Origin of the sequence: Streptomyces sp. NBC_01198, assembly GCF_036010485.1 — a bacterium.
In the GTDB taxonomy this organism is placed as follows: Bacteria; Actinomycetota; Actinomycetes; order Streptomycetales; family Streptomycetaceae; genus Actinacidiphila.
On sequence record NZ_CP108568.1, the window covers coordinates 7742070 to 7765995 of the forward strand.

The window sequence follows — 23926 nt, forward strand, 5'->3', positions numbered from 1 at the left end:
AAGGGGTATTCCCATGGCGAACACCGAGAACCCGTCCAGGTCCGTCTCCAGCCGCCGCAGCGACGTCGGCGGCAAGACCACCATCGCCGACTCCGTCGTGGCGGTCATCGCCGGAGTCGCCGTCCGCGAGGTCGACGGGGTCCACACCATGGGCGGCGGTGCCTCCCGGGCGATGGGCGCGGTACGCGACACGGTCTCGCGCTCCACGGACTTCACCCGCGGGGTGAAGGTCGAGGTCGGCGAGAAGCAGGCCGCCGTCGACCTGGACGTCGTGGTCCTCTACGGCACCGAGATCGCCGACGCCGCCACCCAGATCCGCTCGCACGTCGCGAACGCGGTGGAGCGCATGACCGGCCTTGAGATCGTGGAGATCAACGTCAACGTCCGCGACGTCTACATCCCGGGCGAGGAGAACGACGACGAGGAAGAGTCCCGGGTCCGCTGACCCGGCCGTAGCAGGACCGGGCGCACCGCGTCGGCGCACCCCGGGGCGTGCTGTGTGCCCCGGCGCGGGCCGTCGGGTTTCCCGTGGCGCGCCGGGCGTCGCGGTCGAGCCGCCCGGACCCGGTCCGATGCCCGGGCCCGCCCTCAGGCAGCGGTCGGTCCCCTGCCACGCCCTTGACCACAGGCCGCAGCCCGCCGGAGCCCGTACCCCGCCGGCGCCGCTGCGGCCTGCGTCGTGCGCACCTCTGCCCGGGCGGTGCCCCCCTTTCCCGGCGTGGCCGGACGCCCGCCGGCAGCACGCCGCCACGAGGGAAGCAGCGGCCCCCGTCCGCGGGGCCTGCGGCATGTCAGGCCGCCGTCCGGCTCCGCAGCCGGCCCGGCGGTCCGTCAGTCGTGCTCGGCGGGCGCTCACCCCCGCCGTCGCCGCCGCGCCCCGGATTCCCCGGGCGGCGCCCGGCCGTACCCCCTTGACTCTCAGGTTGCCCGAGACCCCACCCTGGTCCTCGTGGACACCAAGGACCTTCTGCCGATGGGGCAGTTCGCCCAGGCCACCGGCCTGTCGGTGACGACCCTGCGGCACTACGACACCACCGGCGTGCTGCCACCCGACGCCATCGACTCCGCCACCGGTTACCGCTACTACACCCGTTCGCAGGTAGGCCGGGCCCAGCTGATCCGCGCCCTGCGCCAACTCGACGTCCCCGTCGAGCAGATCCGCAGCCTGCTCGACCGCCACGCCGGGGGAGCCGACATCGTCGCCGACCTCGACGCCCGCGTCCGCGCCGCCGACCGGCGGGTCCGCGACCAGCAGATCATCCTGCGCGGCCTGACCGCCGCCCTGACCGAAGGAATGGGCATGAGCCCTGAGATCACCCTGAGCCGGCGCGGCGCGGTGCAGGCTCTGGCCTGCCGAGCCTCGCTGGACGCCGCCGGCCTCGACGCCTTCGCGCGTGCCGCCTACCGGACCCTCGAGGCGGCAAGGGCCCGCTCACCCTGCCCGCACCGGCGTTCATCCGCTACCACGCCCCGATGACCGAGGACAGCCCGACCGAGGTCGAGGCCTGCCTGCCGTACGCGCCCGACGCCACCCCGCCCGGCGAGCCGGCCGAGGGCATCCACCTCGTCCAGCTCGACGAGACGCCCTTCGCCAGCACCGTGGTCGAAGGGGACGACGCCGCCTACCCCAGGATCCAGTCGGCCTACGACGCCGTGGCGGCCTGGATCTCCGCGCACGGCTTCGCGTTCGACGGCCCGGCCCAGGAGATCTACCACCGCTGGTGCGGCGCTCCCGGCCACCCCGGCAACCGCCTGGAGATCGGCTGGGCGGTCCACGACACGACACCCTGACCACTGGGGCGAACGGGGGAATGCCGCGGCACCGGGGTGCGCAGCCCCGGTGCCGCGGCATGGCATACCGGGTGGCCCTTTTGGGCCGCCGCGGATGGCGGAGAGCGCCGGCAGGGGGTGCCATGTAACAAAGCGTGCGTTCCTCGGATCGCACAGTGACCCTGCACGGTGTGTGCTCACCCGTGGCATGTCGGCAAAGGGAGCCGCGCCATGTCATCCCCATCCCACCCCGGCGGCGACGGGGAACCCGCCACCGCCAAGCGCGAGGAACCCGTACGTACCCTCTCGCGGACAGCGGCTACGGCCGGACCGCTGTCCGAAGTCGCCGCCCGGGCCGGCAGCGAGACCCGGCGGAGCGCCGGTTCCGTCCCGCGGTGGGCAACCGCCGGGCTGCTGCTGCTCATGGGCCTGATCCAGCTGCCCGCCGACTCCGCGGGACTGCGGGTCGGCAGCGTCTGCGCGGTGCTCGCCGTGGTCTGCGTCGCGCTCGCCCTGCTGCTCGCCGTCGTCGCCACCCTGTGGGTGTGGGCGCTGGTGGCGGCGGTGGCCGTCGCGGTAGTCCTGGCACACGCGCTGGCCGCGGTGCTCGGCGCCGCCGACATCCTGCGGCACAGCGCCGGCAGCGCGCTGGCCGGCTCCGGCGCCGCGCAGGCCGCCTGCACAGGACCGGCCCTGCTGATCCTCGTCCTGGCCGCCGTCGGCCTGCTCCGCGGCCGCCGCCCCCCGGCGGCCGGCGAGGAGGTCTGACCCGTTCCCACCGCACCCCGGCCCGGCCGCAACACGCGGCCGGGCCGGGGTGCGGGTGCCGGGTGCCGGGTGCCGGCTGATCCCGGCCCGCAGGGCGCCGAGGTGCGTGGGGGTACCGGCCCCGGGTACGCGACGTGCGGACACGGCGTCTAGGCTCGTCCGCCGGTACAGGCGAACAGCCAAGCAGGGGGGTCAGGTGTCATCGAATCAGCGGAGTCTCCGGTCGGCGACAGTGGTCCTGGGGAGCGTGGGGCTGCTGGCGGCAGCCCTGGTCTCGTGTTCCTCGGACCCGGACAAGCGGTGCGTGGATCCGGGCACGTACAAGAAGCTCAACGACAAGGACTGCCACGACGGCGGCCCAGGCCGTTACTACTACGGCGGATCCGTCCATGACGGAAAGGCGTCCGGCGGAAGCTTCGACAAGGCCGCGGTCGGCCGGGGCGGCCTGGGCGGGCACGACTCCGGCAGCAGCTGAGCGGGGACCGGAAGAGGGGGGAGCCGCCGATGCGCCGACACACCATCGCACCCCGGCACGACTGGCAGCGGATCGTCGAGGAGCAGGGGGTCGTCTATCCCCTCACCCGGCATCCGGACGACACCCTGCGCCCGTACTGGGACGAGAGCGCGTACTACTCCTTCACCCTCGCCGAAGTCGAGGCTCTGGAAGCCGTCGTGGAGGAGCTGCACCGGCTCTGCCTGGACGCCGCGGCGCATATCGTGGCCGAGGACCGCTTCGCCGACTTCGGCATCACCGACCGCAAGCTCGCCGGACTCGTCGCCGACTCCTGGCGGCGCCGGGACGAAGTGCCGTCGCTGTACGGCCGGTTCGACCTCAGATACGGCAGCGGCACGGAGCCGGAGTCCGGCACGGACGGCGGCACGGCCAAGCTGCTTGAGTACAACGCCGACACCCCGACCTCTCTGGTCGAGGCCGCCAGCGCCCAGTGGTTCTGGATGGAGGACCGCTTCCCCGGCGCCGACCAGTGGAATTCGCTGCACGAACGGCTCGTGGAGGCCTGGCGGAAGCAGCGGCCCCTCCTGCAGCCTGGACCCGTGCACTTCGCCCACACGCAGGCCGACGAGCTGGGCGAGGACCTGATGACCGTCGCCTATCTGCGCGAGACCGCGGAGCAGGCTGGGCTGTCCACCGTCGCACTGTCCGTCGAGGACATCGGCTGGGACCGGCTCTCCGGCCGGTTCGTCGACCTGCAACTGGGCTTCATCCGCACGTGTTTCAAGCTCTACCCGTGGGAATGGCTGGCCACCGACCGGTTCGGCCCGCACGTCCTCGACACCCTCGACAACGGTGGCGGTAGCGGGACGACCTGCTGGATCGAACCCGCCTGGAAGATGCTCCTGTCCAACAAGGCACTGCTGGCGATCCTGTGGGAACGCAACCCCGGCCATCCCCACCTGCTGCCCGCCTACCTGGACGGGCCGCGCGAACTCGCCGCCACGACCGGCTACGTGGCCAAGCCCCTGCTGGGCCGCGAGGGCGCTGGGATCACCGTTCACCGGCCGGGTGAGCCCGTACCGGACAGCCAGGCCGACGGCGAGGAGGCCTACTGCTACCAGGAGTTGTGCCCGCTGCCCGATGTCGACGGCAACCGGGTGGTGCTGGGCGCCTGGGTGGTCGGCGACGAAGCGGCAGGGCTCGGCATCCGGGAGTCGGCGGGCCTGATCACGGACGAGTACGCGCGCTTCATCCCGCACATCGTCGTGTGACCCCTCGCCCGGGACAGCGCCGTCCGCCCCGGCATGAGCGGGCGGCGGGCGGGCAGGCGCCCCCGGGGAGGGGGAACGCGTGATGGAAGCCATGGGTGCGACGGAGTTGGCAGGCAGCAGGGGCGCGCCGCACGGCGTGACCGGATGGCTCTGGGCCGCGGCCATCGTGGCGTTCTACCTGCTGGTGCGGTTCCTGCTCGCCTACGCCGCCAACCGCCGCGCCGGCGCCGAGCGCCCGGCCCACCAGGTGTGGACCGACGCCCGCCACCGGCAGCCGGCCGAACGCCGGGAAGGCCTGCTGCCCCGCTACCTGCTGGGGCGCGCGGTCCTCGTCGTGGGCATGCTGCTGTTCCTGCCGGTGGCGCTCATACCGGCGAAGTGGCTGCGGATCGCCATCCTCGCCGTCGCCGGCCCCGTGGTGGTGGCCGTGGTCGCCTACGCCGACCACCGCACCGGCTCGCGCCGCCGGGCCCGCGAGTCCGAACAGCCGGTCTGACGTCCTCAGAACCAGTGCACGGTGTGCGGGGTCACGGGGGAGCGGAAGAGGCTGTCCGCCCGTTCCAGCGCGTCCCCGGCCACCGGCCGGACGCGTCCGGCGTGGGCCAGCGCGGTGGCGGTCAAGCCGCCGAGGTAGAGCGAGCCGAGATCGCCGACGTCCAGGACGAGGTCGGGCTCACGGTCGGTGCGGACGCACGTCGCCTCCCCGCCGCTGACGGACAGCGCGTAGCGGCCGGAGCTGTCCGCGAAGAGCGCGTCGCCGACCTCGATGATCAGCTCGCCGTCCACCGGATACCCGCGGGCGGTGAGCGACCGGGGGATGTCGAGCAGGCGCACCCACAGCCAGTCCTGGTCCCTGGTCACCGCGGCCGCCCGGCAGTCGGCCAGCAGCCACCGCAGCCAGGTGTCCGGTGGCAGGGTGGTGAAGACCGCCTCGGTGACCAGGTCGTGCTCGACGCAGAACCTGAAGAGCGCCCCGGCGGCGGCCGGGTCGGACGCGATCATTTCGTCCACGGTGAGCACCCTGGCCCGGGTCCGCGGGTCCGGCGTGCCCACCTGGTAGCTGGCGTAGCCGTCCGGCCGGCCGCCCGGTCCGTGGTGCACCGCGATCAGCCGCGGGGTGTGGGCGACCGGCGGGCGTCCCGCTCCCCGCGCCCACCACAAGGGCGGGCGGGAGATCGCGCCGGGCTGGGTGCGCCGGTAGTCGTCGTAGAGCCGGGGGAGCAGCTCCCCGCATTCCGCCCGGGTCCGTACCCCGACGGCTCCCGCGGAGGGTCCGCCGGGTATTGCGGCGCGATGCCGCTGCACGGTCAGCTGCTGGGTGAAGGTGGCGGGGCCGTAGCCGAAGCGCCGGTAGATGACGGCCTCCGACGCCAGCAGCACCGCCATCGCCTCGCCCGACTCGCGCAGCCCGGTGAGCTGGCGGCGCATCATCGCGGTGAGGATCCCCTGCCTGCGGTGGGAGGGCAGGACCCCGACGGAGGTGATCCCGGCGACCGGGACAGCGGCGCCGCCGGGAAGGGTCAGCTCGAAGCTGTAGGCCGCGGCGGTGCCCACCACGGCGCCGTCCGCCTCGGCGACCAGGCCGCGGTCCATCTCGAAGGCGGACCACCAGTGGCCGGTGTCCGGTACGGGGTCCTCAGGGGCGGTGCCGAACGCGGTGAGGATCGCGGCGACGAAGCGGTCGCGGTCGGCTTCCTCAGCAGGGCGGATGCGCATGGCGTACCTCGAAGGGAGCGGGAGGCGGACACGGGACCCCCGCCGGCGCCCGCGACCCGCGGACGTCGGCGAGTTCGTTCACCCGGCCAGTCTGGCACCCGGCCCCGTCGCGTTTCCCGGCCTGGGTTCCGGGGAAGTCCCGGTGTCCCGGGTCAGCGGGGCAGCAGCCTGAGGGTGGCGTCGCGGGCGTTCTCCGCGACCATCGGGTCGAGGTAAGCGGCGCTGTAGTGCCCGTACTTGGAGCGGTAGGCCGCGTCCAGCCGCTCACCGAGGGCCGGGTCGTCAGCTTCTGAGAGGCTGACGTGCTTCGTCACACCGCCGGAGCTGATCCGGCCCTCGTGGTGCGCTGTGGCGGCGCGGAACCAGACACCGCCGCGGCCGCGGTAGGCGCGGACATAGAGGTCATCGCCGTCGCGCACCACCCAGATGGTCGTCGCCTTGCCCGGTTTGCCGTTGCCGTCGAGGGGCGAGATCTCCAGCTCGTCGGCGCCCTCGATCCGGGAGAGTTCGTCATCGGTCCATGCCGTCACGGTGTGATTCCTTTCGCTGGTGGGGGCGGGCGCCCCGGCGTAGCCGCGGCCGGGCCGGTCGGTCACAGCGCGTCCCCGTGGTCCTCGGGCGGGACGGCCCTGCGGCGGGCCGGGCCGCCGGTCAGCAGATCGGTGCCCGGTTCCGGCCGTCACGCATCTCCTCCAGGGCCGAACGGGCGACCCACGGGGCACCCGGTCGTCTGATCCGGCGGCCCGGCCACGCCGCGAGGCGCGCGCTGGCGCGTGGGCCCGGTGAAAGGCGCCGCCTCACGCGCCCTGCCGGCCACTCGCGGTGCGCGGGACAATACGGAGCGACGTCACCGGAGGAGGGCGCGTGCCGGCGGCCGAGGAGACGAGCGGTGCCGTGGTGGTGGGAGGCGGGTTGTCCGGCCTGCTCGCCGCCCACGTGCTGGCCAGGCGGTTCGAGCGGGTCACGGTGATCGAGAGGGACGCCCTCTCCGCCGGGGCACCCGAATTCCGCCCCGGCGCACCGCAGTCGAGGCACGTGCACATCCTGTGGTCACGCGGCGTGGCGGCACTGGACGACCTGCTGCCCGGCGTGGTCGCCGACCCGGAAGCCGCCGGGGGCGCCCTCATCGACGCGCCTCGCGGATGCGCTTGCTCTCCCCTGCCCGGTGGTTCGGCGGCGTGCCGGGAACGCACTACCTGTCGGTCTCGCGCGAGCTGCTGGAATCCACCCTCCGGCGCCGGATCGCCGGCGGGCCGGGCGTGACCGCGCTGGCCCGGCACGAGGTGACGGGGCTGGTGCCGGGACACGGCGACGGGACGGTGGGCGGTGTGCTGGTGCGCCGACGGGGCTCTGCGGGAGGGGAGTTCGCGATGCGCGCCGGGCTGGTGGTCGTCGCCGCGGGTCGCAGCTCCCGCGCCGCGGAGTGGCTGCTGCGACTCGGCTACCCCACGCCGGCCGCCGAGCGGATCGACGCCCGGCTCGGCTACTCCTCCCGCTACTACCGGCGCCCCGCCGCCGAGGGCGGCTGGAAGGCGATGTATCTGCAGGGGAATCCCGAGGTGCCGCGCGGCGGGGTGATCGTGCCGATCGACGGTGGACGGTGGCTGGTCACCCTCATCGGGCAGGGCGACCACCAGCCGCCGGTCGAGGAGGACGGCTGGCCTTCGCCTCGTCGCTGCGTTCCGGGGAGCTGTCGGACGCGCTCGCGCGGGCGGAGCCACTGTCGGACGCGGTGGCCTTCCGGGCCACGGCGAACGAGTGGACGCATTTCGAGCGCGCGCGGCGGTGGCCGCGCGGGCTGCTCGTCGTCGGCGACGCGCTGTGCAGGTTCAACCCGGTCTACGGGCACGGGATGACGGTCGCGGCGCTGCAGGCCCAGGTGATCGCCGACCGCATCTCGCTGCGCGCACCGGCGGAGATCGCCGCCCGCGCACGGGAGTTGCAGCGGGCTGTGGCCAAGTGCCCGCGGGCGGCATGGGCGATCGCCACCGGGGAGGACTGCCGCTGTCCGAGTACCGACGCGCCGCCGCGCGGCCGGCTGGGACGTGTGCAACAGGACTACCTGGCCCGGGTGCTGGCCGTCGCCAACACCGATCCGGTGGTGGCCGAGGCATTCTTCGCCGTGCTGTCGCTGAACCGCCGTCCCGAGGCGCTGCTGGCGCCGCGCATCATGGCACGCGCGAGCCGCCGCCGGGCGTGAACCTCCGCCGCAGCCGAGCGTCGGGAGCCGGGCGTCAGGCGCCACGGGCCGCTACGGCCGCCGGCGGAACGCGCCGCGGGCCCGACCGGAATCCGGTCGGGCCCGCGGCGGCGGAGCGGCGTCAGCGGCCGATGGCGTCCCTGGCCTTGTCCATCATCGCGGTGAACGGGCCGGTCAGCTTCATCGCCGTGGGGTTGCCGGCCACCCCCGGGTGCGGGTGCGTCGGCGCGAGGTGCTCGGCGCGGCGCAGCCGCGCCCCCATGGTCTGCCGCTGCTCGACGGTGCATCCGGCCACCAGCGCGGGGAACTCCTCCCGCTCCTCGTGGTCGGCGTGGTCGTTGACGGCCTGCTCGAACCCGGCGAGGGTCGTCTCGAACTCGGAGCTGGACAGGTCCATGCCTTCGAGCTTCTTCAGGACCTTGCCCGCCTCCTTCTCCTCGGCGTTGCGGGCGTCGGCCTCCTCCTGGCCCGCGGCCTTCTTGGCCACCGGACGGATGACCAGCTCCTCGGCCGCCTCGTGGACGGCCAGCAGCGCGCGCAGGTCGTCGAAAGCGTGCTTGCGCTCCTCGCCCTGCGCGGCCGAGACGCGGCCGAACAGGCTCCGTATACGGGTGTGTTGCTCGAGCAGCAGCGCCACGACGTCGCCATCGGGCAGCTGCGCCGCTGTGATCGATCCAGTGGAAGCACTCATGACCGGCTCCTTCGACAGCTGTTGGCGGATTCGTCGCTCGTTCGGCTGTCCGCAGCCGCCGGGCACAAACGTCGCGAGGTTCCGGACGTCGCCGCCTGGCGGCCTGCGATCACTGGACGCGGGCCTCGCGATCGGCTTCCGGGCGCTGGTCCGGGACTCCCGGCGCCTGCTCCCGCGAGTCCCGCGACTCCTGCGGCTCGGGCGCGATCAGGTCGAGCAGTGCCTTCGTGCCGCCCGCGGCGAACGCGGCACGCTGCCGCGCCGCCCCCGTCCCCTCGGTGATCAGCCGCTGGGCGCCCGCCGTCACCCGGTCGACGTCGCCGAGTTCCTTCAGCGCCGGTGTGATCCGCTCCACCAGGGCGCCGACCACGTCGGCGGCCGGGGAGGGGGTCTCGGTGCGCGGGTCGACCAGGTCGGCGCTCAGCCCGCGGCGCGCCGCGTGCCACCCCGCGGCCTGCAGCACGCTGGCCGGCGGGTCCAGCGGGCGGGCGCCCCGGCGGCCCTCGCGCAGCGCGGTCACCACGAGACCGCGGGCGATTCCGGCGAGGGTGACCGCGCTGCCGACGTCCAGCTGCACGTCGGGCGCGCGGACCTCCAGCGTCGGGTAGTCGTCGGACAGCCGGGCGTGCCAGTAGAGCTGGTGGCGGTCGGCGACCACGCCGGTGCCGAGCAGCGCGGCCACCCGCTCCTCGTAGTGCGAGGCGCCGGAGAAGAACGGCGGCGCGCCGCTCACCGGCCAGCGGCCGAAGACCACCGTGCGCCAGCTGGCGAACCCGGTGTCGCGCCCCTCCCAGAAGGGCGAGTTGGCCCCCAGCGCCACCAGCACCGGCAGCCAGGGCCGCAGCCGGCCGAGCGCGGCGGCACCGGCGTGGCGGTCGGGCACCGCCACGTGGATGTGCATGCCGCAGATCAGCTGCTCGTCGACCAGCCGCGCCGCGTCCACCCGCATCTCCTGGTAACGGCGCTCACCGGTCACCGGCACCGCCGCCCGGCCTGCGGTCGGCGCACCGCCGGTCGAGGCGAGCCGGCAGTGCGCGTCGCCTGCCGCGCGGGCCACCGCCTGGCGGAACCTGACGAGATGTGCGGCGACCTCGTCCAGTTCGGAGCACACCGGCGTGGCGACCTCCACCATGGCCTGCAGCAGTTCGCTGTCGACCTCTTCGCGCCGCACGCCCCGCTCGTGCTCCGCCGCTTCCTGCACCTGGCGGACGCGGGGCACGGGCAGCCCGGTCCGGCGGTCAAGCAGCAGGAACTCTTCTTCCACCCCGAGCGTCACGCCTGTTGTCATAGCGGGCGGCTACCCCGGATACCCCAGCGCAGCGGCCGGCCTTCCGGCGGCACCGCTCCGCCCGCGCCCGGGGTCAGGACCGTCCGGCCGTACGCCTCTGGAAAACCGCGGGCGCGGGGGCATGACCCGCGACAGCCGGGGAAGACGGCTCAGTGCGACCTCAGGCGGAGGCCGGCCGGGAGCTCCTGCCCGGCCCGATCGCTCCGCGTCCTGACCGCGTCCCGCAGCGCCGCGGGCTCCCAGGGACATGGCCCTGGCTCCACGAATCACGCCTGACAGAGAGGCAGCGCCACATGCACCAGAGCGCACTGACCGGGTCCGCGCGCGAGATGACGTTCGGCCAGTTCCTGGAGAGAGTCCGCTACGACGGCGCCTACCCCTCCCGCGAGAGCGCCGAGGTCGTCGTCCGCGACGTGCTCGCCGCGCTGGGACGGATGCTGACCGCGAGCGAGCGTACGGAGCTGGCAGCCTGCCTTCCCCCGGCGGCCGCCGATGTGCTGACCCGTCAGGAGCCCGGCGGTGCCAGGCTGAACGGCCGGGAGTTCGTCATGGATCTCGCGGAGCGCACCGGCGCAGGCCCGGCGGTCGCCCGCTGGAACACCGGCAGCGTGCTCGCCGCCGTCGCCGGCCTCGCGGGCCCCGACACGCTCGACCGCCTCCTGGCCGGTCTGCCCGCGGGCTACGCGCTGCTCTTCGGCCGGGCCGAACTCATCAGGGCCGCCTGACCCCGCGTCAGGCCGTCCTGGACGCCCCGCAGGATTCCTGCCGCGGTGCATGAGCGCCGCGGCAGGGGAAAGACGCGGGCCATGACGATGGAACGCCACAGCGCCGTCGACGGCCTCCCGTCCGGGATCCCGGTCGTCGCCCCGCAAGGGGATCTCGACATCGAGAACCTCGAACCGCTGGCCCGGCAACTGCGCGCCGCCGCAGCCGGCTCACCCTGCCTGATCATCGACGCCGCGGAGGTCACCTTCGGTGACTCCAGCCTGCTGCGGGTGCTGCTCGAAGTGCAGCGTGTCACCGAGTTGCGCGTCGCCAGGCCGCAGCCGGCGGTGCGGCGGCTGATCGAGCTGGTCGGATTCGACCGCGTTCTCCAGGTGTATCCCACGCTCGAAGCCGCCAGGACCGCCCCGCTGACCAGGCCGTGACGGACGGCACCGCGCCACCGGCCGACCCGCGCGCGCCGCCGCGCCCTGGTCCGCACCCTGCTCGTGACCCCCGGCGGGCCGGCCACGGCGACCCGCGATGTCAGGCGGCCGGCATCGGGTGCCGCAGCAGGTGTGCGGCGACCGCGGTCGACAGGACGATCACGCAGGCCACGAAGATCACGCCGGCGGTGCGCAGGCCCACCGCGACGGCCACCGCGCCGATGCCGACCACCGGTAGGGAGATGCCGACGTAGGCCGCGACGAACAGCGCGGAGAGGGTGGCGCCGCGCTGTTCCTCGGGGGCGACCCGGCTCACGTTCGTCACCGACGCCCGGAACGCCAGACCCTGGCCGAGGCCGGTGACCACCGCCCCGACGATGAGCACGGCCAGCAGCTTCGCGAGCAGCGCGGCACCGATGAGGAACAGCCCCACCGTCAGGACCGCGGAGCCCAGCGGCAGGGCGCGTACCGGTCCGGTGCGGCCCATCAGCACCTGCCCTGCCATCGAGGAGAGGAAGACCGTCAGGACGATCACGCCGGACACGGCGAGGTTGTGCACGTTCAGATACCTGGCGACGAAGGCCGGGGAGACCGCGGTGAACAGGCCGAGCACCGAGAAGCCGGCGAAGGCGGCCAGAGCGGCGGGGAAGAAGACACCGCGGACCTGCGCGGGTACGACCATGCCCTGGGGGCGCAGCGGCGGCCTCGGGCGGCGGACGTCCACCGTCTCCGGTATCGCCCGGAGGACGCCGCCGCACAGGACGAGCAGTGCCAGGTGGACCAGGAAGGGCAACCGCAGCGGGTGCGGTTCGTACTGCGCAAGCAGCCCGGCGATGAGTGGCCCGCATCCCAGACCGCCCATGTTGGCGGCGGTCGCGGTCAGCGCCGCCCGTCCGTGCTGCCCCGCAGGGGCCAGTTCGGTGATGGCGGCGGTCGCGGCGCCGCTGAAGAGTCCCGCGGCGAATCCCGAGAGCAGGCGCCCGACGAACAGCCACCCCAGTCCGCCCTCGAACACGAAGCACACCGCGCTGAGCATCGACAGGACCACCCCGACCAGCAGCACCGGGCGCCGGCCCACGACGTCGGAGAAGTTGCCCGCGAGGAGCAGCGCGGCGATGACACCGCCCGCGTAGACGGCGAAGACCACCGTCACGAGGAATTCGGAGAATCCGATCTCCTGCCGGTAGAGCCCGTACAGCGGGGTCGGAAGTGTGGTCCCGGCCATGACCACGGCAAACACCACCGCAGCCAGGACGTACCACGACCGGACCGGGCGCCGGCGCGCACTGGTAGTGGCCATGTGATCACCCTAGATGATCCGCTTGTGGCGGCTCGGCGGGCGGAGCGCCGCCGAGTGCAATGATTGGTTGCGCATCCCCGGGGCTCGGGATACCTTTAGGCAACCGATGGTTGCACCAAGCGCGAGGAGAAGCGCAATCGTGGACACCTCCCTTTCCGCACCACCCCCGTCCTCGGACCGGCAGCCCCAGCACGCGACGGTCGTGGATCCTGACGCGCACCAGATCCTGTTCGAGAACGAACACGTCCGGGTGATCCAGGCGCGCGCCTCGCACGGCTGGGAGAGTGCGATGCACTCGCACGCGCCGATGGTCGTGGTCAATCTCGGCTCCGGGCGGCAGAAGGTGACCTGGCCGGACGGGACGGCGCAGATCGTGGATCTGAACCCCGGTGCGGTCGTCTGGCAGGAGGACGCCTTCGATCACGCCTGGGAGCTGCTGGCGGGCGAGGTCAACGTGGTCCTGGTCGAGGTCAAGTCGGCGGGCACCGGAAAATAGCGCCTGGCACCGGCCTGCTGAGCGCGAACCGGGCCGCGAACCGCATACGTACGGAAAGGAATGCCGTCGTGGACTACGACAGGATCGAACGTGAGCTGTACATCGAGGCGCCGCCCGAGGTGGTCTTCGATGTGGTCAGCAGCCCGCAGCACGTCGCGCAGTGGTGGACGGACGAGGCGGAGTTCACGCCGACCCCAGGCGATCCCGGGTGGGTCGGCTTCGGCGATCCCGTCGAGGGCAAGCGGGAGCGGTTCACCGTCGCCGAGGTGGAGCCCTTCCGGCGCTTCTCCTTCAGGTGGACCCACGGGGAGGGGGAGACGGCGTCGCCGGGCAACTCCCTGCTCGTGGTCATCGAGCTGGAACCGTCCGGCAACGGCACCCGCCTGCGCTTCACCGAGACCGGCTTCCGCGAGCGGGCCGGCGACGCGCGGCAGGCCGCCGTGTGGCATGCCGACCACACCAAGGGCTGGGACCATTTCCTGCCGCGGCTGCCGGCGTACGCCGAGCGGGTCAGTGCGGGCGCGTGAGCGCGACGATGGACGACGAGCTGTGGTCGACGATCGGCGACCCGACCCGCCGGCGCATGCTCGACCTGCTGCTCGCCGACGGGCGCGGCACCGCCACCAGCCTGAGCGAGCAACTGCCGGTGACTCGGCAGGCGATCGCCAAGCACCTCGCGGTTCTCGAACGGGCCGGCCTGGTGCACCCGACGGTCGCGGGGCGGGAGAAGCTCTACCACGTCGACCAGGCGCAGCTCGGCGTCGCCGTGGTGCAGCTGGGCCAGGTCAGCCATGACTGGGACGCCCGGCTCCAGCGCATTCGCCGGATCGCGGAGCGGATCCAGCGCGAGGCCGAGACGCGGGACGCAGCCGCCACGTCGGCGGATCCCGGCGAAGCCGCTCGCTGACGCGGCGCCGCGCGGCTACCCGCGGCCGTCACGGCCGGCCTCGCCGGCCCGGCCGGCCGGCGGGAGCCGGTCGGAACGGGCTGCGGCGCCGGCGGTCAGGACGCCGTGGCGGCCGCGGTGAGGGCGTGACGGGTCGACCAGGTCAGGGCCGCCGTCGCGGTCAGGGCGAGAAGGGGGACGGCGAAGCCGGCTCGTGGGCCGCCAGGGCCGTCCACGAGCCGGCCGACCGCGGCGGCCGAGAGGGCGATACCGGCCGCGCTCGCGGAGTTCGCCCAGGTGAAGGCCTGGGTCAGCACTGACCGGTCCATGACCGACTCGACGAGCGTCGAGGAGGTGATGATGAGCGGAGCGACGCCCGCACCGGGAAGCAGGAGGGCGAGACCGAGCTGCCAGGGGGCGCCGGCCGCCAGCGGCAGCAGCGACGCGCAGGCCAGGAAGGTCAGGATCAGCGGCAGTTGGCCGGCGGGCGGGGTGCGCGGGCGGCGCCGCCCGTACGCCAGGCCGCCCAGCAGGCTTGCCGCGCTCATCAGCCCGTACAGGAAGCCGGCAGCCGCGGGGGCGTGGTGGACGTCGGCGAAGGCGCTCACCGAGACCTGCATCGAGCCGAAGAACACGCCCAGCGCCAGATTGACGGCCAGCAGCGTGGCGAAGTTCCGGGTCAGCAGCGTCCTCGGCCCGCGGGCGGCCGTACGGTCCGCCCGCGGAGCGGCGGCAGGCGCCGGGGCCGTACCGCGCAGCGCCGCGAAGACCAGCCCGGCGCCGACGACCAGCACGCCGGCCAGGGCCGAACCCGCGGCCGGGTGCAGCCGGGTTGCCGCCAGCACCGCGAGGCCCGGACCGAGGAGGTAGGCGGTGTCGTTGCCGATCGTCTCGAGGGCGAAGGCCGCCCTGAGTTCGGCCCTGCCGCGCAGCAAGGCCGACCAGCGGGCGGCGGCGAGCGCTCCGATCTGCGGGATGGTCGCGCCGGCAGCGAGGGCGGCGGCCATCAGCGGCAGTGTGCGCGCCCCCGCCAGGGCCAGGGCGACCAGGGCGGCGACGGCCACGGCATGGGCGCACAGCAGGGGGACGAGGACACGCGACTGTCCCCGGCGGTCCATGAGCCGCGCCGTCTGCGGGCCCATCAGGGTCTCCGCCACGGCGAAGGAGGCGGTGACCAGGCCGGCGGCCCCGAAGGACCCGGTCTCGGCGTGGACCATCCAGACGATTCCGAGGCCGGCCATGGCGATCCCGACCCGGGCAGGTGCCGCAGCCAGGTAGAAGGCCCTTGCCCCTGGGGTGCGCAGGGCCGAACGGTAGGAGGGGCCATCCGGTTGCGCAGGCGTGCTGCGGTGATACCCCCGGGGGGTAGGGGCGAGAGGTGGTGCGATGCGACGAAAGCGGTGTCGCGGTGTCACGGTGGACCTTCCGCTGCGCGGTGGGACGGTCCGGGAGCGCGACGCCGCGTGCGGGCGCCGCTCCCGCCGTCAGGAGTCGTCCAGGTGACGCGGAAGGGGCGGAGTAGGGCTCCGCGTCCGCGTCGGCTCCAGCGCCGGCAGATAACGTTGAGTGGATCGAAGATCGGATCGGGGACGACAGTAGCGCCGGCGGCGGTCGGAGAAAAGCCCCTGTCAGCCAGGGGCCTGTCCGGAATCACGGATTCCGGTCGACGCGCCCGCCACGTGACTCCTGGGTATGGTGGGATCCGGTGCCGTGGAGGGCGTCCTCGTACGTCCGGTGCGCCGGTCCCGGAGGAAGTCCGTCGACGCTTGGAGTCCTCATGGCAGCGAGACCTCCCGTACCCCCTTTCACCCACGAGAGCGCCGTGGAGAAGGTACGCCAGGGCGAGAACGGCTGGAACTCCCGCGATCCCGCGAAGGTCTCCCTGGCCTACACGCCCGACAGCCAGTGGCGCAACCGGAGTGAGTTCGTCACCGGCCGCGACGAGATCGTCGATTTCCTCACCCGCAAGTGGGCCAAGGAGCTCGACTACCGCCTCATCAAGGAGCTGTGGGCCTTCGACGGCAACCACATCGCGGTGCGCTTCGCGTACGAGTGCCACGACGAGCAGGGCAACTGGTTCCGTAGCTACGGCAACGAGAACTGGGAGTTCGACGAGAACGGACTGATGCGGCGGCGCATCGCCTCGATCAACGACCTCCCGATCAAGGAGTCGGAACGCGCCTACCACTGGCCCCTCGGCACCCGGCCAGACGACCACCCGGGTCTGTCCGACCTCGGTTTCTGAACCCCTCGGCAACCGGCGGCGGGAGGGCTGCTAGCGTCGCCCGCGTGCCCCAACTGATCACCCCCGCCTGCGCACTTCACGCCTCGTGGCTCGCCGCCCTGGCCGAGTGGCCGCCGGGTGCCCACCAGGACGGCACGGGTCTGCGCCTGGCGCCCGACGGAGACCTCGGCAGCCCCGAGGTCTTCGCCATCTGGGTCGAGCGGCTGAAGCGGCAGTCGGACACCTCGCTGGCGGTGGGGGAAGGTCGCGTTCACGCGACCCACTGGTGGATCGTGGAAGGCGACAGGTATCTGGGAGCCATCGATCTGCGGCACTACCTGAACGCCTACCTGCTCGACCTCGGCGGCCACATCGGCTACAGCGTCCGCCCGTCCGCCCGCGGGCGCGGCCTGGCCACCTGGGCCCTCGCTGCGGTGCTGCCCGAGGCCCGTGCGCTCGGCCTCGACCGGGTCCTGCTCACCTGCGACGACGGCAACACCGGGTCGGCGCGCACGATCGAACGGAACGGCGGCGTCCTGGAGGACGTCCGCACCACCGACGCGGGCCTCAAGCGCCGCTACTGGATCGGTCTGTAGCCCGGGGCCGCGGCCGCGCCCCGTCGGGAGCGCCACCCGCGAGGTGGCTCATCAGCGGCCCCGCTCGACCGGGTGGATCAGCAGTTCGTCGTGCACGTACCAGCTGATGTGGCCGCCGACTTCCAGCTGGCACCGCCACCGCACTGGGGGACGGCCCTGGCCGCTCCACGCCCACACCACGCCCTCCTCCCAACCGCCGTCACGGGTGGCCACCACCACGTCCCGCCGCCTGGTGGAGCACGGGTCGCCCTCCCCGGGCGGTTCGGCGCGGGTCAGGCGGAAGGGCCAGTCCGCGGGGAGCTCCTCGTGGCGCGAGCGGGCCGGGGGAGGGAAGGAATCGAACATACGTGCATGATAGGGGCCGGCGGCGCCCGGGAACCGTCAATGAGGGACAAACGTATTCATGTAAGGCTGCGCTGGGCGAGTCGTGCCCGGCTGCCGGTACAGGAGTCGGCGGCGACACGGGTGGGGGTCCGTCATGGAAGTCCCGGAGCAGGCGCGGAGATCTGCCGGGGAGACGGAGCCGGTCCGGATCGGTCCGCCGGTGAGCGACCTGTTCGTGCTGGCGGTGGACGTCTCCCAGCGTGTCGTCCCCGAGGACGAGGCCGTCCAGCAGTGGCTCGCCGGCGGCGCGGTGTTGGACGCCGACCAGCGGCTTGTGCTGTGGTCCGTGGCCGACATGGAGATGGGGCGCGGGAACGACGACGTGGCCTGGACCATGGCCAAGCTCGCCGAGGCCGGAGCACGTGAGCATGCCGGCGCCTCGCTGGCCTCTCCGTGGTGGCAGGCGGCCGACATCCTGGTGGAGCTCACCAGAAGGATCCTGTGCCGACGACCGGACGGCCGCCGGCTGGCCGAGGCGGTCGCCGTCGTCGAGCGGCAACGGGAGATCCTGGATGGCCGGTGCCGCTCGCGGGTGGCCCGCGCGGCCAGACCGCGCGAAGTGGAGGAACTCGCAGAAACCCTCAACGCGGCGGGTCAGTTGCTGGCAACGCCCTACATCGAGAACAGCGCACGGGGATGGCCGTCGCTCAACCAGTGGCTCAGCCACGAGAACACGGCCGCGCTGACCGACCCCACGCAGTACCTGGCGGGCCAGAGCGCGGTCATGCCCGCTCCCTCGTCGGCACTTGCCGCGGCGATGGACTCCTTCGAGCGCGGGGCACGCCTCGGCAAGGGACATGTCAAAGGGTTGTGCCTCGCGTATCTGGCCACCTGCCATCACGTCCAGGCCGTCCTGTCCGGGAAGCCGGCGGATCGGGGCCGGTTGCTGAGCGCCCTGGCCTCCCGGGCGCTCGTGCACCTGGAGGAGGACAGGGCGCCCGGCCTGTATGCCCGCTCGCTCTACTTCCACCTGGCGTTCGGCGAGAACCGCAGCGACGCGTCGGTCCGCGAACTGCTCGTGCGGCGTGTTCTCGAACGTCCTCCGCGGTCGGAGGACGACGTGGACGACCTGCTTGCCTCGCTGCTGCCCTGGGCCGGACCGGGCCTCCCGCGGCAACTGCTGGCGGAGCTGTGGGCGCGGGTCGGCGAACTGACCGGGCAGAACGGGAACGTGCCGCGCCGCATCGCGGTGTGCGAGCGCGTCATCCACGCGTTCGCGGAGAACTTCGCGAGCTGCCCGGGCAGTGGGTCGGTGTCGGCACCGGAGGCGGAGGTGCTGGCCGAGCGGATCGTCTCCGGCGAGGAGCACTCGCCGCGCGAGCGGGCAGCCACTCTCGTCCATCTCGCCGTGCATCTGGACACCGAGTCCTGCGACCTCGCCAGGAGCATCCTGTCCCGGAGCCGGGACCTCGATCCCGCCTTCTCCGCGGAACACTTCGACTGCGTCGACTACGCCGAGGCGAACGTGTCGCTGGACTACGGGAAGAGCCGGGAGGAGGCAGGAGACCTCCTCGGTGCGCTGTGGATCTACTCGGACGCCGCGGTGGTGATCGCACGTCTGGCGCGGAGCTGGAGCTGGCCGGAGATCGTCTCGGACCTCCTCCTGCGTGCCCTGCGCTGCGTGCGCGACTACAGCGGGGACGAGCCGGGCACCGCCGCGATCCATGGAACGGCGCTGGCCGCGGATCTCGTGCCCATCCTGCCTGCGGTCTTCGACGAGAACCGGGCGGGACTGTACTGGTCGCTGGGTGTCGTGGTCGAGCGTCTGATGTGGCGGGGATTCGACAGCTGGCCCGGTCTCGCTCACCACCATCTGTTCAAGGGCCTCGAGTTCTCGTATGCCGCCATGACCCCGGGCCCCTTCCCGATCCCTGCTCCGACCGCCCGCATGCTCGGCGAGTTGCGGGAGCTGGAGCGGCGCGAGGGGCCGTATGTGGCGGGGGTCGACTCCACGACGGCCGGAGCCCTTCGCGAGGGTTTCCCGGCCGAGTTCACCGACCTCGCCTACGCCGGAGGCCATGAGACCTCCGGCCGGGTGCTGCCCCGGGCGCGGGCCAGCCGGCTGCGGCGGGCCGTCGATCACGCGCTCACGCGGTCCATCGAGGAAACGGCGATCCGCCGGGGAACTCCCTGGCAGGCCGTCGAGCACCCGCACCTCCTGCAACGGAGCCTTCCGGAGGACACGGTCCTCATCTCGCTCTTCCTCGGCGAGCGGAACGCGGCACCGCCAGGGGACCTTGCCTTCCCCGAGGCCCGCACCGTGGGTATGTGGATCACCCGCGAGGAGTGGGGCTGTTGGAGAGCCGACCTCGACGAGCCGGGGTCCGCGTTCTCCTACTACGACCCCGAATCCGGCTCGTCCCAGACGCTGCACATGTCCGCGTGGTCGGTCGCCACCGTCCGCGAGGCGGTCCGCGAGGACGCCTTCGGCAGACCGGCCACCCAGCGGACCCGACGGCTCCTGAACTCGCTGTACCGAGAGCTCGGAGGCCCGAACCGGGACTTCCTCGACCACTGGTACGAGAAGGGCTGCCGGCACCTGTGCATCTGGCCGCACGGGCCGCTGCACTACCTCCCCTATGCCGTGCTGGAGAACGGCGGCAGGCCGCTCGCCGACGACTGGATCGTCACCACGGTCCCCTCGGACGCGGTGTTCCAGCGCGCCGCCACCGTGGAACCGGCGGGGCAGGCCCGGCTGCTCATCGTCGGACCGGAGCGGGGCGGCGCCGCGCTCGGCTTCGCACCCCAGCCCCTCATCAAGGATCACGTGCGAGCGCTGGCGCGCAACTACCCCGAATCCCATCTGCTCGGCGGCGACCGCGCGACCCCGCGCGGGGTCCTCGAAGAACTGTCGGACGCCACGTATCTGCACATCGCCGCGCACGGCTCGCACGACGCGGAAGCCGCCTGGTTCCAGTGCCTGTACCTGGACGGCTCCGACGGCGACGACGGACGGCTCTACGCGCACGACATCGTCCAGTGCGACCTGCGGCACGTCTCGCTGGTGACGCTGAGCGCCTGCGAGTCGGCCATGGGGCGCTTCGACCGCAACGACAGCCTGCGCGGCCTGCCCGCTGCCTTCATGCTGGCCGGTGCGGCGACGGTGATCGGGGCCCTGTGGCCCATCGCCCCCGACGTCGCCGACACCTTCTTCGGACAGCTCTACGCCGAGTTGCGCCGGGGGACGTCGAAACGGGACGCCTACCGGTCCGCCCAGCAGACGACCAGGGCCGCATTCCCCGGGTACGGCGACTGGGGTGCCTTCACCTTCATCGGCGGGTTGTAGCGGCCGTTCCTCACCCGTGCAGCTCGACCGACCTGAATTCGGGCGGCATCTCTCCGTCGTGTTTGGTGATCCTGTTGCTCAGCACGTTGGCCGTGAGCCCGAGGAAGGCCCGGTACGAGCCGTGCGGGGGAATCTGGATCACCATCCGCACCGGGCAGTGGCCTGCGAGGGGCTGATTCGACCGGCGGGTGAAATTCCACAGCGCGTCACTGCACCCCTGGCCTTCGGCATCCACGTACGGTGTCGCGGCCTCGGCCTCGGTCCCGTCGGTGCGCTCGTACGCAGCGAACTTGAAGTCGGTCCGCAGTCTCGACGACGACGTCGACTTCACCGGTGTCGTCATGACAGGTGGATACAGGTCGAACACCACAGGTGTCCCGCCACCGGCCGGCGGGTCCTCCCGGAGCTGGATGTTCAGGCAGGCCTGCAGCACGGGGTGGTGATCGTGGTGGTGGAAGTTGACTGCCGTGCTCAGCAGGCAGAAGCGGGCCTGCCCGGACAGATGCCGGGCGTGCGTGGCCATCTCCTCGTTGCTCCAGCGTTCCACTCCCGCGGCGTTGAGCGGGGTGACGTGGATGTTTCCGAGATAGACGCGCCCGTGGACCAGATGGTGCCCCGGCACGCCGTGCAGTACGGGCCGCGGTGCGAGCGGCACTTCGGTGAAGGTCAGTGCGGGTAACGGAACGTCGAACGTCTCAAGACCAGCCGGTTCCATCACCTCACTGTACTGAACGGCGGTCCGGGGATTGGGCGGACTTCGACGTCGTGCCCTCCCCGGGAGGGGTCGTCGGCGGTGGTAGATCACCTGTATGGCGATGCAATCCTCCGGTGCCCCCGGCCGCCCCTCCCGGATCGCACGGCTGCGCCGGGCGGTCGGGCACTCGCCGGTGGGGCGCGGATGGCGGCGTGGCAGCGACATGGAGCTGGGACAGCGTTCGCTGGGCTTCGCGGCGCTGGGACTGCTCACGCTGGTGCCGCTGCTCATCATCGTCGCCTCGGCCGAGCCCGAGCGCGGACGGGGGTTCGCCCAGTGGCTGGGGGAGGGGCTGGGGGTTTCCGGGGACGCCAGAACCCAGGTCGAGCGGTTGTTCAGCCGGCCGAGCCAGGCGCTGCGATCCACCACCGGATTCGGCATCGCGGCTCTGGCCGTCTTCGGTCTGACGTTCGGCGGGGCGGTGCAGACCGGCTACGAGAAGGTCTGGGACCTGGCCCCGGCCCGCTGGCACGCGGTGTGGCGGCACGCGGTGTGGCTCACCGTGCTGACCGGTTTCCTCTTCGTCACCGCCACCACCACGCTGGCGCGCCGGTCCCCGGGCGGTGGGGTCGGTGCGTCGCTGGGCGCCGTGGTGTTCCTGTGGTGGTCCCAGCACGTGCTGCTGGGCGGGCGGGTCCGCTGGGGGGCGCTGCTGCCGGGCGCGGTCGCCACCCTGCTCGGGCTGCTGGGGCTGCGGGTCTTCTCCCGGCTGGTCTTCTCCCCGCTGATCGCGTCCAACGCCGTCGCCTACGGGCCGATCGGCACGGTCCTGGTCCTGCAGTCCTGGCTCGTCGGGGTCGGCGTCGTGGTCTTCGGCGGCGCCCTGGTCGGCCGTCTGCTGGACGAGGAGATCGCCCGGTACACCCGCGCACGGAAAGGGTCCGGGTGACCCCGCCGTCCCATCTGCCGGCCCCTCCGCGGCGGGAGCTCAGCCGTTGTCCGGGGCGGGGTCCAGCAGGTGGGGGCCGTTGTTGCGGACGTTGTTGACCGCGGTGTTCACCGCGCGGGCGTCCAGACGTCCCTCGGCGGGGGAGGTCAGCAGGGCCCGCAGGTCGTCGGCGTCCTGGTGGGAGGGGTCCAGCCAGGCGTCGTAGTCCTCCGCGTTCACCGCCAGGGGCATCCGCGGGTGGACGCGGCCGGCCGCGTCCGTGGCGTCGGTCGTGATGATCGTGCAGGTCAGCCACCAGGCGTCGGGATCGTCCTCGGCGGCCTCGGGGTCACGCCAGAACTCGTACAGCCCGGCCAGCGCCATCACACCGCCGTCCTCGGGCGCGATGAAATACGGCTGCTTGCGGGCCTTGCGGTCGCCGGTCGCGGGCTCGGTCTGCCACTCGTAGAAGCCGTCGGCGGGCAGCAGGCACCGTCGCTTGGCGAACGCGCGCCGGTAGGCGGGCTTCTCGTGCACCGTCTCCACCCTGGCGTTGATCATCTTCGCGCCGATGTCGAGGCTCTTCGCCCAGGACGGCACCAGACCCCACCGCAGTGCCCGCAGTTGCCGCAGCACCTCGCCGGTGTCGCGGTCGGCCCGTTCCAGCACGGCCCACACCCCGTCGGTCGGCGCGACGTTCCAGCTCGGCTCGAGCAGCTGCTCGGGTTCCGGCTCGCGGGTGACATCGAACAGCCCGGTGAGCTCGGCGGGGCTTCGGGTGGAGACGTATCGGCCGCACATGCCTCCACCCTGCCACGCGGGGCCCCAGAGCGGTGTGGCCGCCGGCCGTTCCCCCGGCGAGGGGCCGCCCGCGTCAGCTCCTGCCGGAGGCGTTCTGCCCGCCGCCGCGCGACGGGCCGGATCCCGCGGGCCCCCGGTCCTCGCGCCCACCGAGCGGCGGGTCAGCGGCGCGACCGGAAGCGCTCAGGCTGCCGAGCAGGGCGAGCAGTTCGGCGCTGCGGCTTCCGGGCTCGGCCTGGAAGACCACCAGGACCAGCTCGCCGGTGCCGCCGACGGTGAGCTTGTCCGCCCGCAGGTCGAGCTCCCCGACCTGCGGGTGGGTCAGCCTGCTCACCCGGCCCACCCTGGGGCGTACGTCGTGGCGGCCCCACAGGCGCCGGAACCGCTCGCTGCGCACCGACAACTCCCCGACCAGTTCCACCAGCCGCGGATCGTCCACGTCGGGCCCCGCATGGGCCCGCAGGCTCGCCACGCCCTCGCTGGTGGCCTCCTCCCAGTCCCGTCGCAGCTCGCGCTCCGCGGGATCGAGGAAGGCCGCCCGCAGCAGGTTCACCCCTGGGGCGTAGTTCGGCGACAGTGCCGCCGCCAGGGCGTTGACCGCGAGCAGGTCGGAGAACTTGTTCTGCACGTAGGCGGGGTTGGCCGTCCAGCCGTCGATGAGCCGGCGGATGCTGACCGGCACCCGTTCCTGCCGGGGTGCCCGGCGCCGCCGCGGAGCGGGCTGCGCCAGCCGGTGCAGATAGGCCGTCGCGTCGGCGTCCAGCCGGAACACCTCGGCCAGCGCGTCGAGGACCTGGGCCGAGGGGTTGCGGTCGCGGCCCTGCTCCAGCCGCAGGTAGTAGTCGGGGCTGATGCCGGCCAGCGTCGCGACCTCCTCCCGGCGCAGGCCAGGCACCCGTCGTAGTCCGCCGCCGCCGCGAATGCCCACCTCCTGCGGCCCCACCAGCTCGCGGCGGGCCCTGAGGAAGTCGCCGAGCGCGTTCGTGCCGTCCATGCCTCCCACCGTGGTTCCGTTCCGGCCGGCG

28 protein-coding genes are annotated in these 23926 nt (G+C 73.1%); 18 read left to right on the forward strand and 10 right to left on the reverse strand.

From position 1 onward, the window contains the following. Positions 1-13 precede the first annotated feature (13 nt). The 7 genes from OG702_RS34455 (at position 14) to OG702_RS34485 (ending at position 4759) form a co-directional block, all read left to right on the forward strand. On the forward strand, positions 14-445 hold the full coding sequence (locus OG702_RS34455; protein ID WP_327292892.1) for an Asp23/Gls24 family envelope stress response protein: 432 nt from the start codon (positions 14-16) through the stop codon (positions 443-445). A gap of 504 nt (positions 446-949) precedes the next feature. After that, positions 950-1477 (forward strand): MerR family transcriptional regulator, encoded by a 528-nt coding sequence (locus OG702_RS34460; protein WP_327292893.1) that lies wholly within the window; start codon positions 950-952, stop codon positions 1475-1477. After that, positions 1474-1791 (forward strand): hypothetical protein, encoded by a 318-nt coding sequence (locus tag OG702_RS34465; RefSeq protein ID WP_327292894.1) that lies wholly within the window; start codon positions 1474-1476, stop codon positions 1789-1791. The genes OG702_RS34460 and OG702_RS34465 overlap by 4 nt, the downstream gene beginning before the upstream one ends. A 210-nt stretch (positions 1792-2001) precedes the next feature. Beyond that, on the forward strand, positions 2002-2538 hold the full coding sequence (locus tag OG702_RS34470) for a hypothetical protein (RefSeq protein WP_327292895.1): 537 nt from the start codon (positions 2002-2004) through the stop codon (positions 2536-2538). 232 nt (positions 2539-2770) lie between these two features. Next, positions 2771-3013: a hypothetical protein gene (locus OG702_RS34475; protein ID WP_327292896.1), complete on the forward strand. Its 243-nt coding sequence runs from the start codon at positions 2771-2773 to the stop codon at positions 3011-3013. Between the two features lie 29 nt (positions 3014-3042). Continuing rightward, a complete protein-coding gene (locus OG702_RS34480) occupies positions 3043-4263 on the forward strand; it encodes a glutathionylspermidine synthase family protein (RefSeq protein WP_327292897.1) in 1221 nt (406 codons plus the stop codon). 82 nt (positions 4264-4345) lie between these two features. Beyond that, a complete protein-coding gene (locus tag OG702_RS34485; RefSeq protein WP_327292898.1) occupies positions 4346-4759 on the forward strand; it encodes a hypothetical protein in 414 nt (137 codons plus the stop codon). 5 nt (positions 4760-4764) lie between these two features. Here OG702_RS34485 and OG702_RS34490 read toward each other — a convergent pair whose 3' ends face one another. Both OG702_RS34490 and OG702_RS34495 read right to left on the reverse strand, forming a co-directional pair. Beyond that, complete coding sequence (locus OG702_RS34490) at positions 4765-5979, reverse strand: GNAT family N-acetyltransferase (protein ID WP_327292899.1); 1215 nt, start codon at positions 5977-5979, stop codon at positions 4765-4767. Between the two features lie 152 nt (positions 5980-6131). Next, positions 6132-6509: a DUF2255 family protein gene (locus tag OG702_RS34495; protein WP_327292900.1), complete on the reverse strand. Its 378-nt coding sequence runs from the start codon at positions 6507-6509 to the stop codon at positions 6132-6134. A gap of 334 nt (positions 6510-6843) precedes the next feature. On the opposite strand from OG702_RS34495, the gene OG702_RS34500 reads away from it, so the two are divergent. Then, positions 6844-7242: an FAD-dependent oxidoreductase gene (locus tag OG702_RS34500; protein ID WP_327292901.1), complete on the forward strand. Its 399-nt coding sequence runs from the start codon at positions 6844-6846 to the stop codon at positions 7240-7242. A 337-nt stretch (positions 7243-7579) separates the two neighbouring features. Next, entirely contained in the window at positions 7580-8179 is a 600-nt protein-coding gene (locus tag OG702_RS34505) for a hypothetical protein (RefSeq protein WP_327292902.1), read from the forward strand. 121 nt (positions 8180-8300) lie between these two features. Here OG702_RS34505 and OG702_RS34510 read toward each other — a convergent pair whose 3' ends face one another. Together OG702_RS34510 and OG702_RS34515 are read right to left on the reverse strand one after the other, a co-directional pair. Further along, positions 8301-8870 (reverse strand): hemerythrin domain-containing protein, encoded by a 570-nt coding sequence (locus OG702_RS34510; RefSeq protein WP_327292903.1) that lies wholly within the window; start codon positions 8868-8870, stop codon positions 8301-8303. Positions 8871-8979: 109 nt separating this feature from the next. Further along, complete coding sequence (locus tag OG702_RS34515) at positions 8980-10158, reverse strand: carboxylate-amine ligase (RefSeq protein ID WP_327292904.1); 1179 nt, start codon at positions 10156-10158, stop codon at positions 8980-8982. Positions 10159-10451: 293 nt separating this feature from the next. On the opposite strand from OG702_RS34515, the gene OG702_RS34520 reads away from it, so the two are divergent. Continuing rightward, on the forward strand, positions 10452-10883 hold the full coding sequence (locus OG702_RS34520; protein WP_327292905.1) for a DUF2267 domain-containing protein: 432 nt from the start codon (positions 10452-10454) through the stop codon (positions 10881-10883). Between the two features lie 81 nt (positions 10884-10964). Next, positions 10965-11306: an STAS domain-containing protein gene (locus OG702_RS34525; RefSeq protein ID WP_327292906.1), complete on the forward strand. Its 342-nt coding sequence runs from the start codon at positions 10965-10967 to the stop codon at positions 11304-11306. Positions 11307-11406: 100 nt separating this feature from the next. Here OG702_RS34525 and OG702_RS34530 read toward each other — a convergent pair whose 3' ends face one another. Beyond that, entirely contained in the window at positions 11407-12606 is a 1200-nt protein-coding gene (locus OG702_RS34530) for an MFS transporter (protein ID WP_327292907.1), read from the reverse strand. A gap of 139 nt (positions 12607-12745) precedes the next feature. Between OG702_RS34530 and OG702_RS34535 the strand changes: the two genes are divergently transcribed. From OG702_RS34535 to OG702_RS34545, 3 genes are all read left to right on the forward strand, one after another. Continuing rightward, complete coding sequence (locus OG702_RS34535) at positions 12746-13102, forward strand: hypothetical protein (protein WP_327292908.1); 357 nt, start codon at positions 12746-12748, stop codon at positions 13100-13102. Between the two features lie 68 nt (positions 13103-13170). Further along, positions 13171-13629 (forward strand): SRPBCC domain-containing protein, encoded by a 459-nt coding sequence (locus OG702_RS34540; RefSeq protein ID WP_327292909.1) that lies wholly within the window; start codon positions 13171-13173, stop codon positions 13627-13629. After that, on the forward strand, positions 13626-14009 hold the full coding sequence (locus OG702_RS34545) for an ArsR/SmtB family transcription factor (protein ID WP_327292910.1): 384 nt from the start codon (positions 13626-13628) through the stop codon (positions 14007-14009). The genes OG702_RS34540 and OG702_RS34545 overlap by 4 nt, the downstream gene beginning before the upstream one ends. A 95-nt stretch (positions 14010-14104) precedes the next feature. Here the strand turns inward: OG702_RS34545 and OG702_RS34550 are convergent, their stop codons facing one another. Further along, entirely contained in the window at positions 14105-15292 is a 1188-nt protein-coding gene (locus tag OG702_RS34550) for an MFS transporter (RefSeq protein ID WP_442814761.1), read from the reverse strand. A gap of 473 nt (positions 15293-15765) precedes the next feature. Here OG702_RS34550 and OG702_RS34555 point away from each other — a divergent pair, with 473 nt between their 5' ends. After that, positions 15766-16233, forward strand: a complete 468-nt coding sequence (locus OG702_RS34555; RefSeq protein WP_327292912.1) for a nuclear transport factor 2 family protein — start codon at positions 15766-15768, stop codon at positions 16231-16233. 44 nt (positions 16234-16277) lie between these two features. Next, positions 16278-16808, forward strand: a complete 531-nt coding sequence (locus OG702_RS34560; protein ID WP_327292913.1) for a GNAT family N-acetyltransferase — start codon at positions 16278-16280, stop codon at positions 16806-16808. A 51-nt stretch (positions 16809-16859) separates the two neighbouring features. Here the strand turns inward: OG702_RS34560 and OG702_RS34565 are convergent, their stop codons facing one another. Beyond that, positions 16860-17153: a hypothetical protein gene (locus tag OG702_RS34565; RefSeq protein WP_327292914.1), complete on the reverse strand. Its 294-nt coding sequence runs from the start codon at positions 17151-17153 to the stop codon at positions 16860-16862. Positions 17154-17352: 199 nt separating this feature from the next. On the opposite strand from OG702_RS34565, the gene OG702_RS34570 reads away from it, so the two are divergent. After that, positions 17353-20478, forward strand: coding sequence for a CHAT domain-containing protein (locus OG702_RS34570; RefSeq protein ID WP_327292915.1), 3126 nt, complete (start codon positions 17353-17355; stop codon positions 20476-20478). 10 nt (positions 20479-20488) lie between these two features. On the opposite strand, the gene OG702_RS34575 is transcribed toward OG702_RS34570, so the two are convergent. Beyond that, positions 20489-21193 (reverse strand): hypothetical protein, encoded by a 705-nt coding sequence (locus OG702_RS34575; protein ID WP_327292916.1) that lies wholly within the window; start codon positions 21191-21193, stop codon positions 20489-20491. A 94-nt stretch (positions 21194-21287) separates the two neighbouring features. Here OG702_RS34575 and OG702_RS34580 point away from each other — a divergent pair, with 94 nt between their 5' ends. Beyond that, a complete protein-coding gene (locus tag OG702_RS34580) occupies positions 21288-22121 on the forward strand; it encodes a ribonuclease BN (RefSeq protein WP_327292917.1) in 834 nt (277 codons plus the stop codon). Positions 22122-22160: 39 nt separating this feature from the next. On the opposite strand, the gene OG702_RS34585 is transcribed toward OG702_RS34580, so the two are convergent. Together OG702_RS34585 and OG702_RS34590 are read right to left on the reverse strand one after the other, a co-directional pair. Further along, entirely contained in the window at positions 22161-22901 is a 741-nt protein-coding gene (locus OG702_RS34585) for an SOS response-associated peptidase (RefSeq protein ID WP_327292918.1), read from the reverse strand. Positions 22902-22974: 73 nt separating this feature from the next. Beyond that, positions 22975-23895, reverse strand: a complete 921-nt coding sequence (locus tag OG702_RS34590) for a helix-turn-helix domain-containing protein (RefSeq protein ID WP_327292919.1) — start codon at positions 23893-23895, stop codon at positions 22975-22977. Positions 23896-23926: the final 31 nt, after the last annotated feature.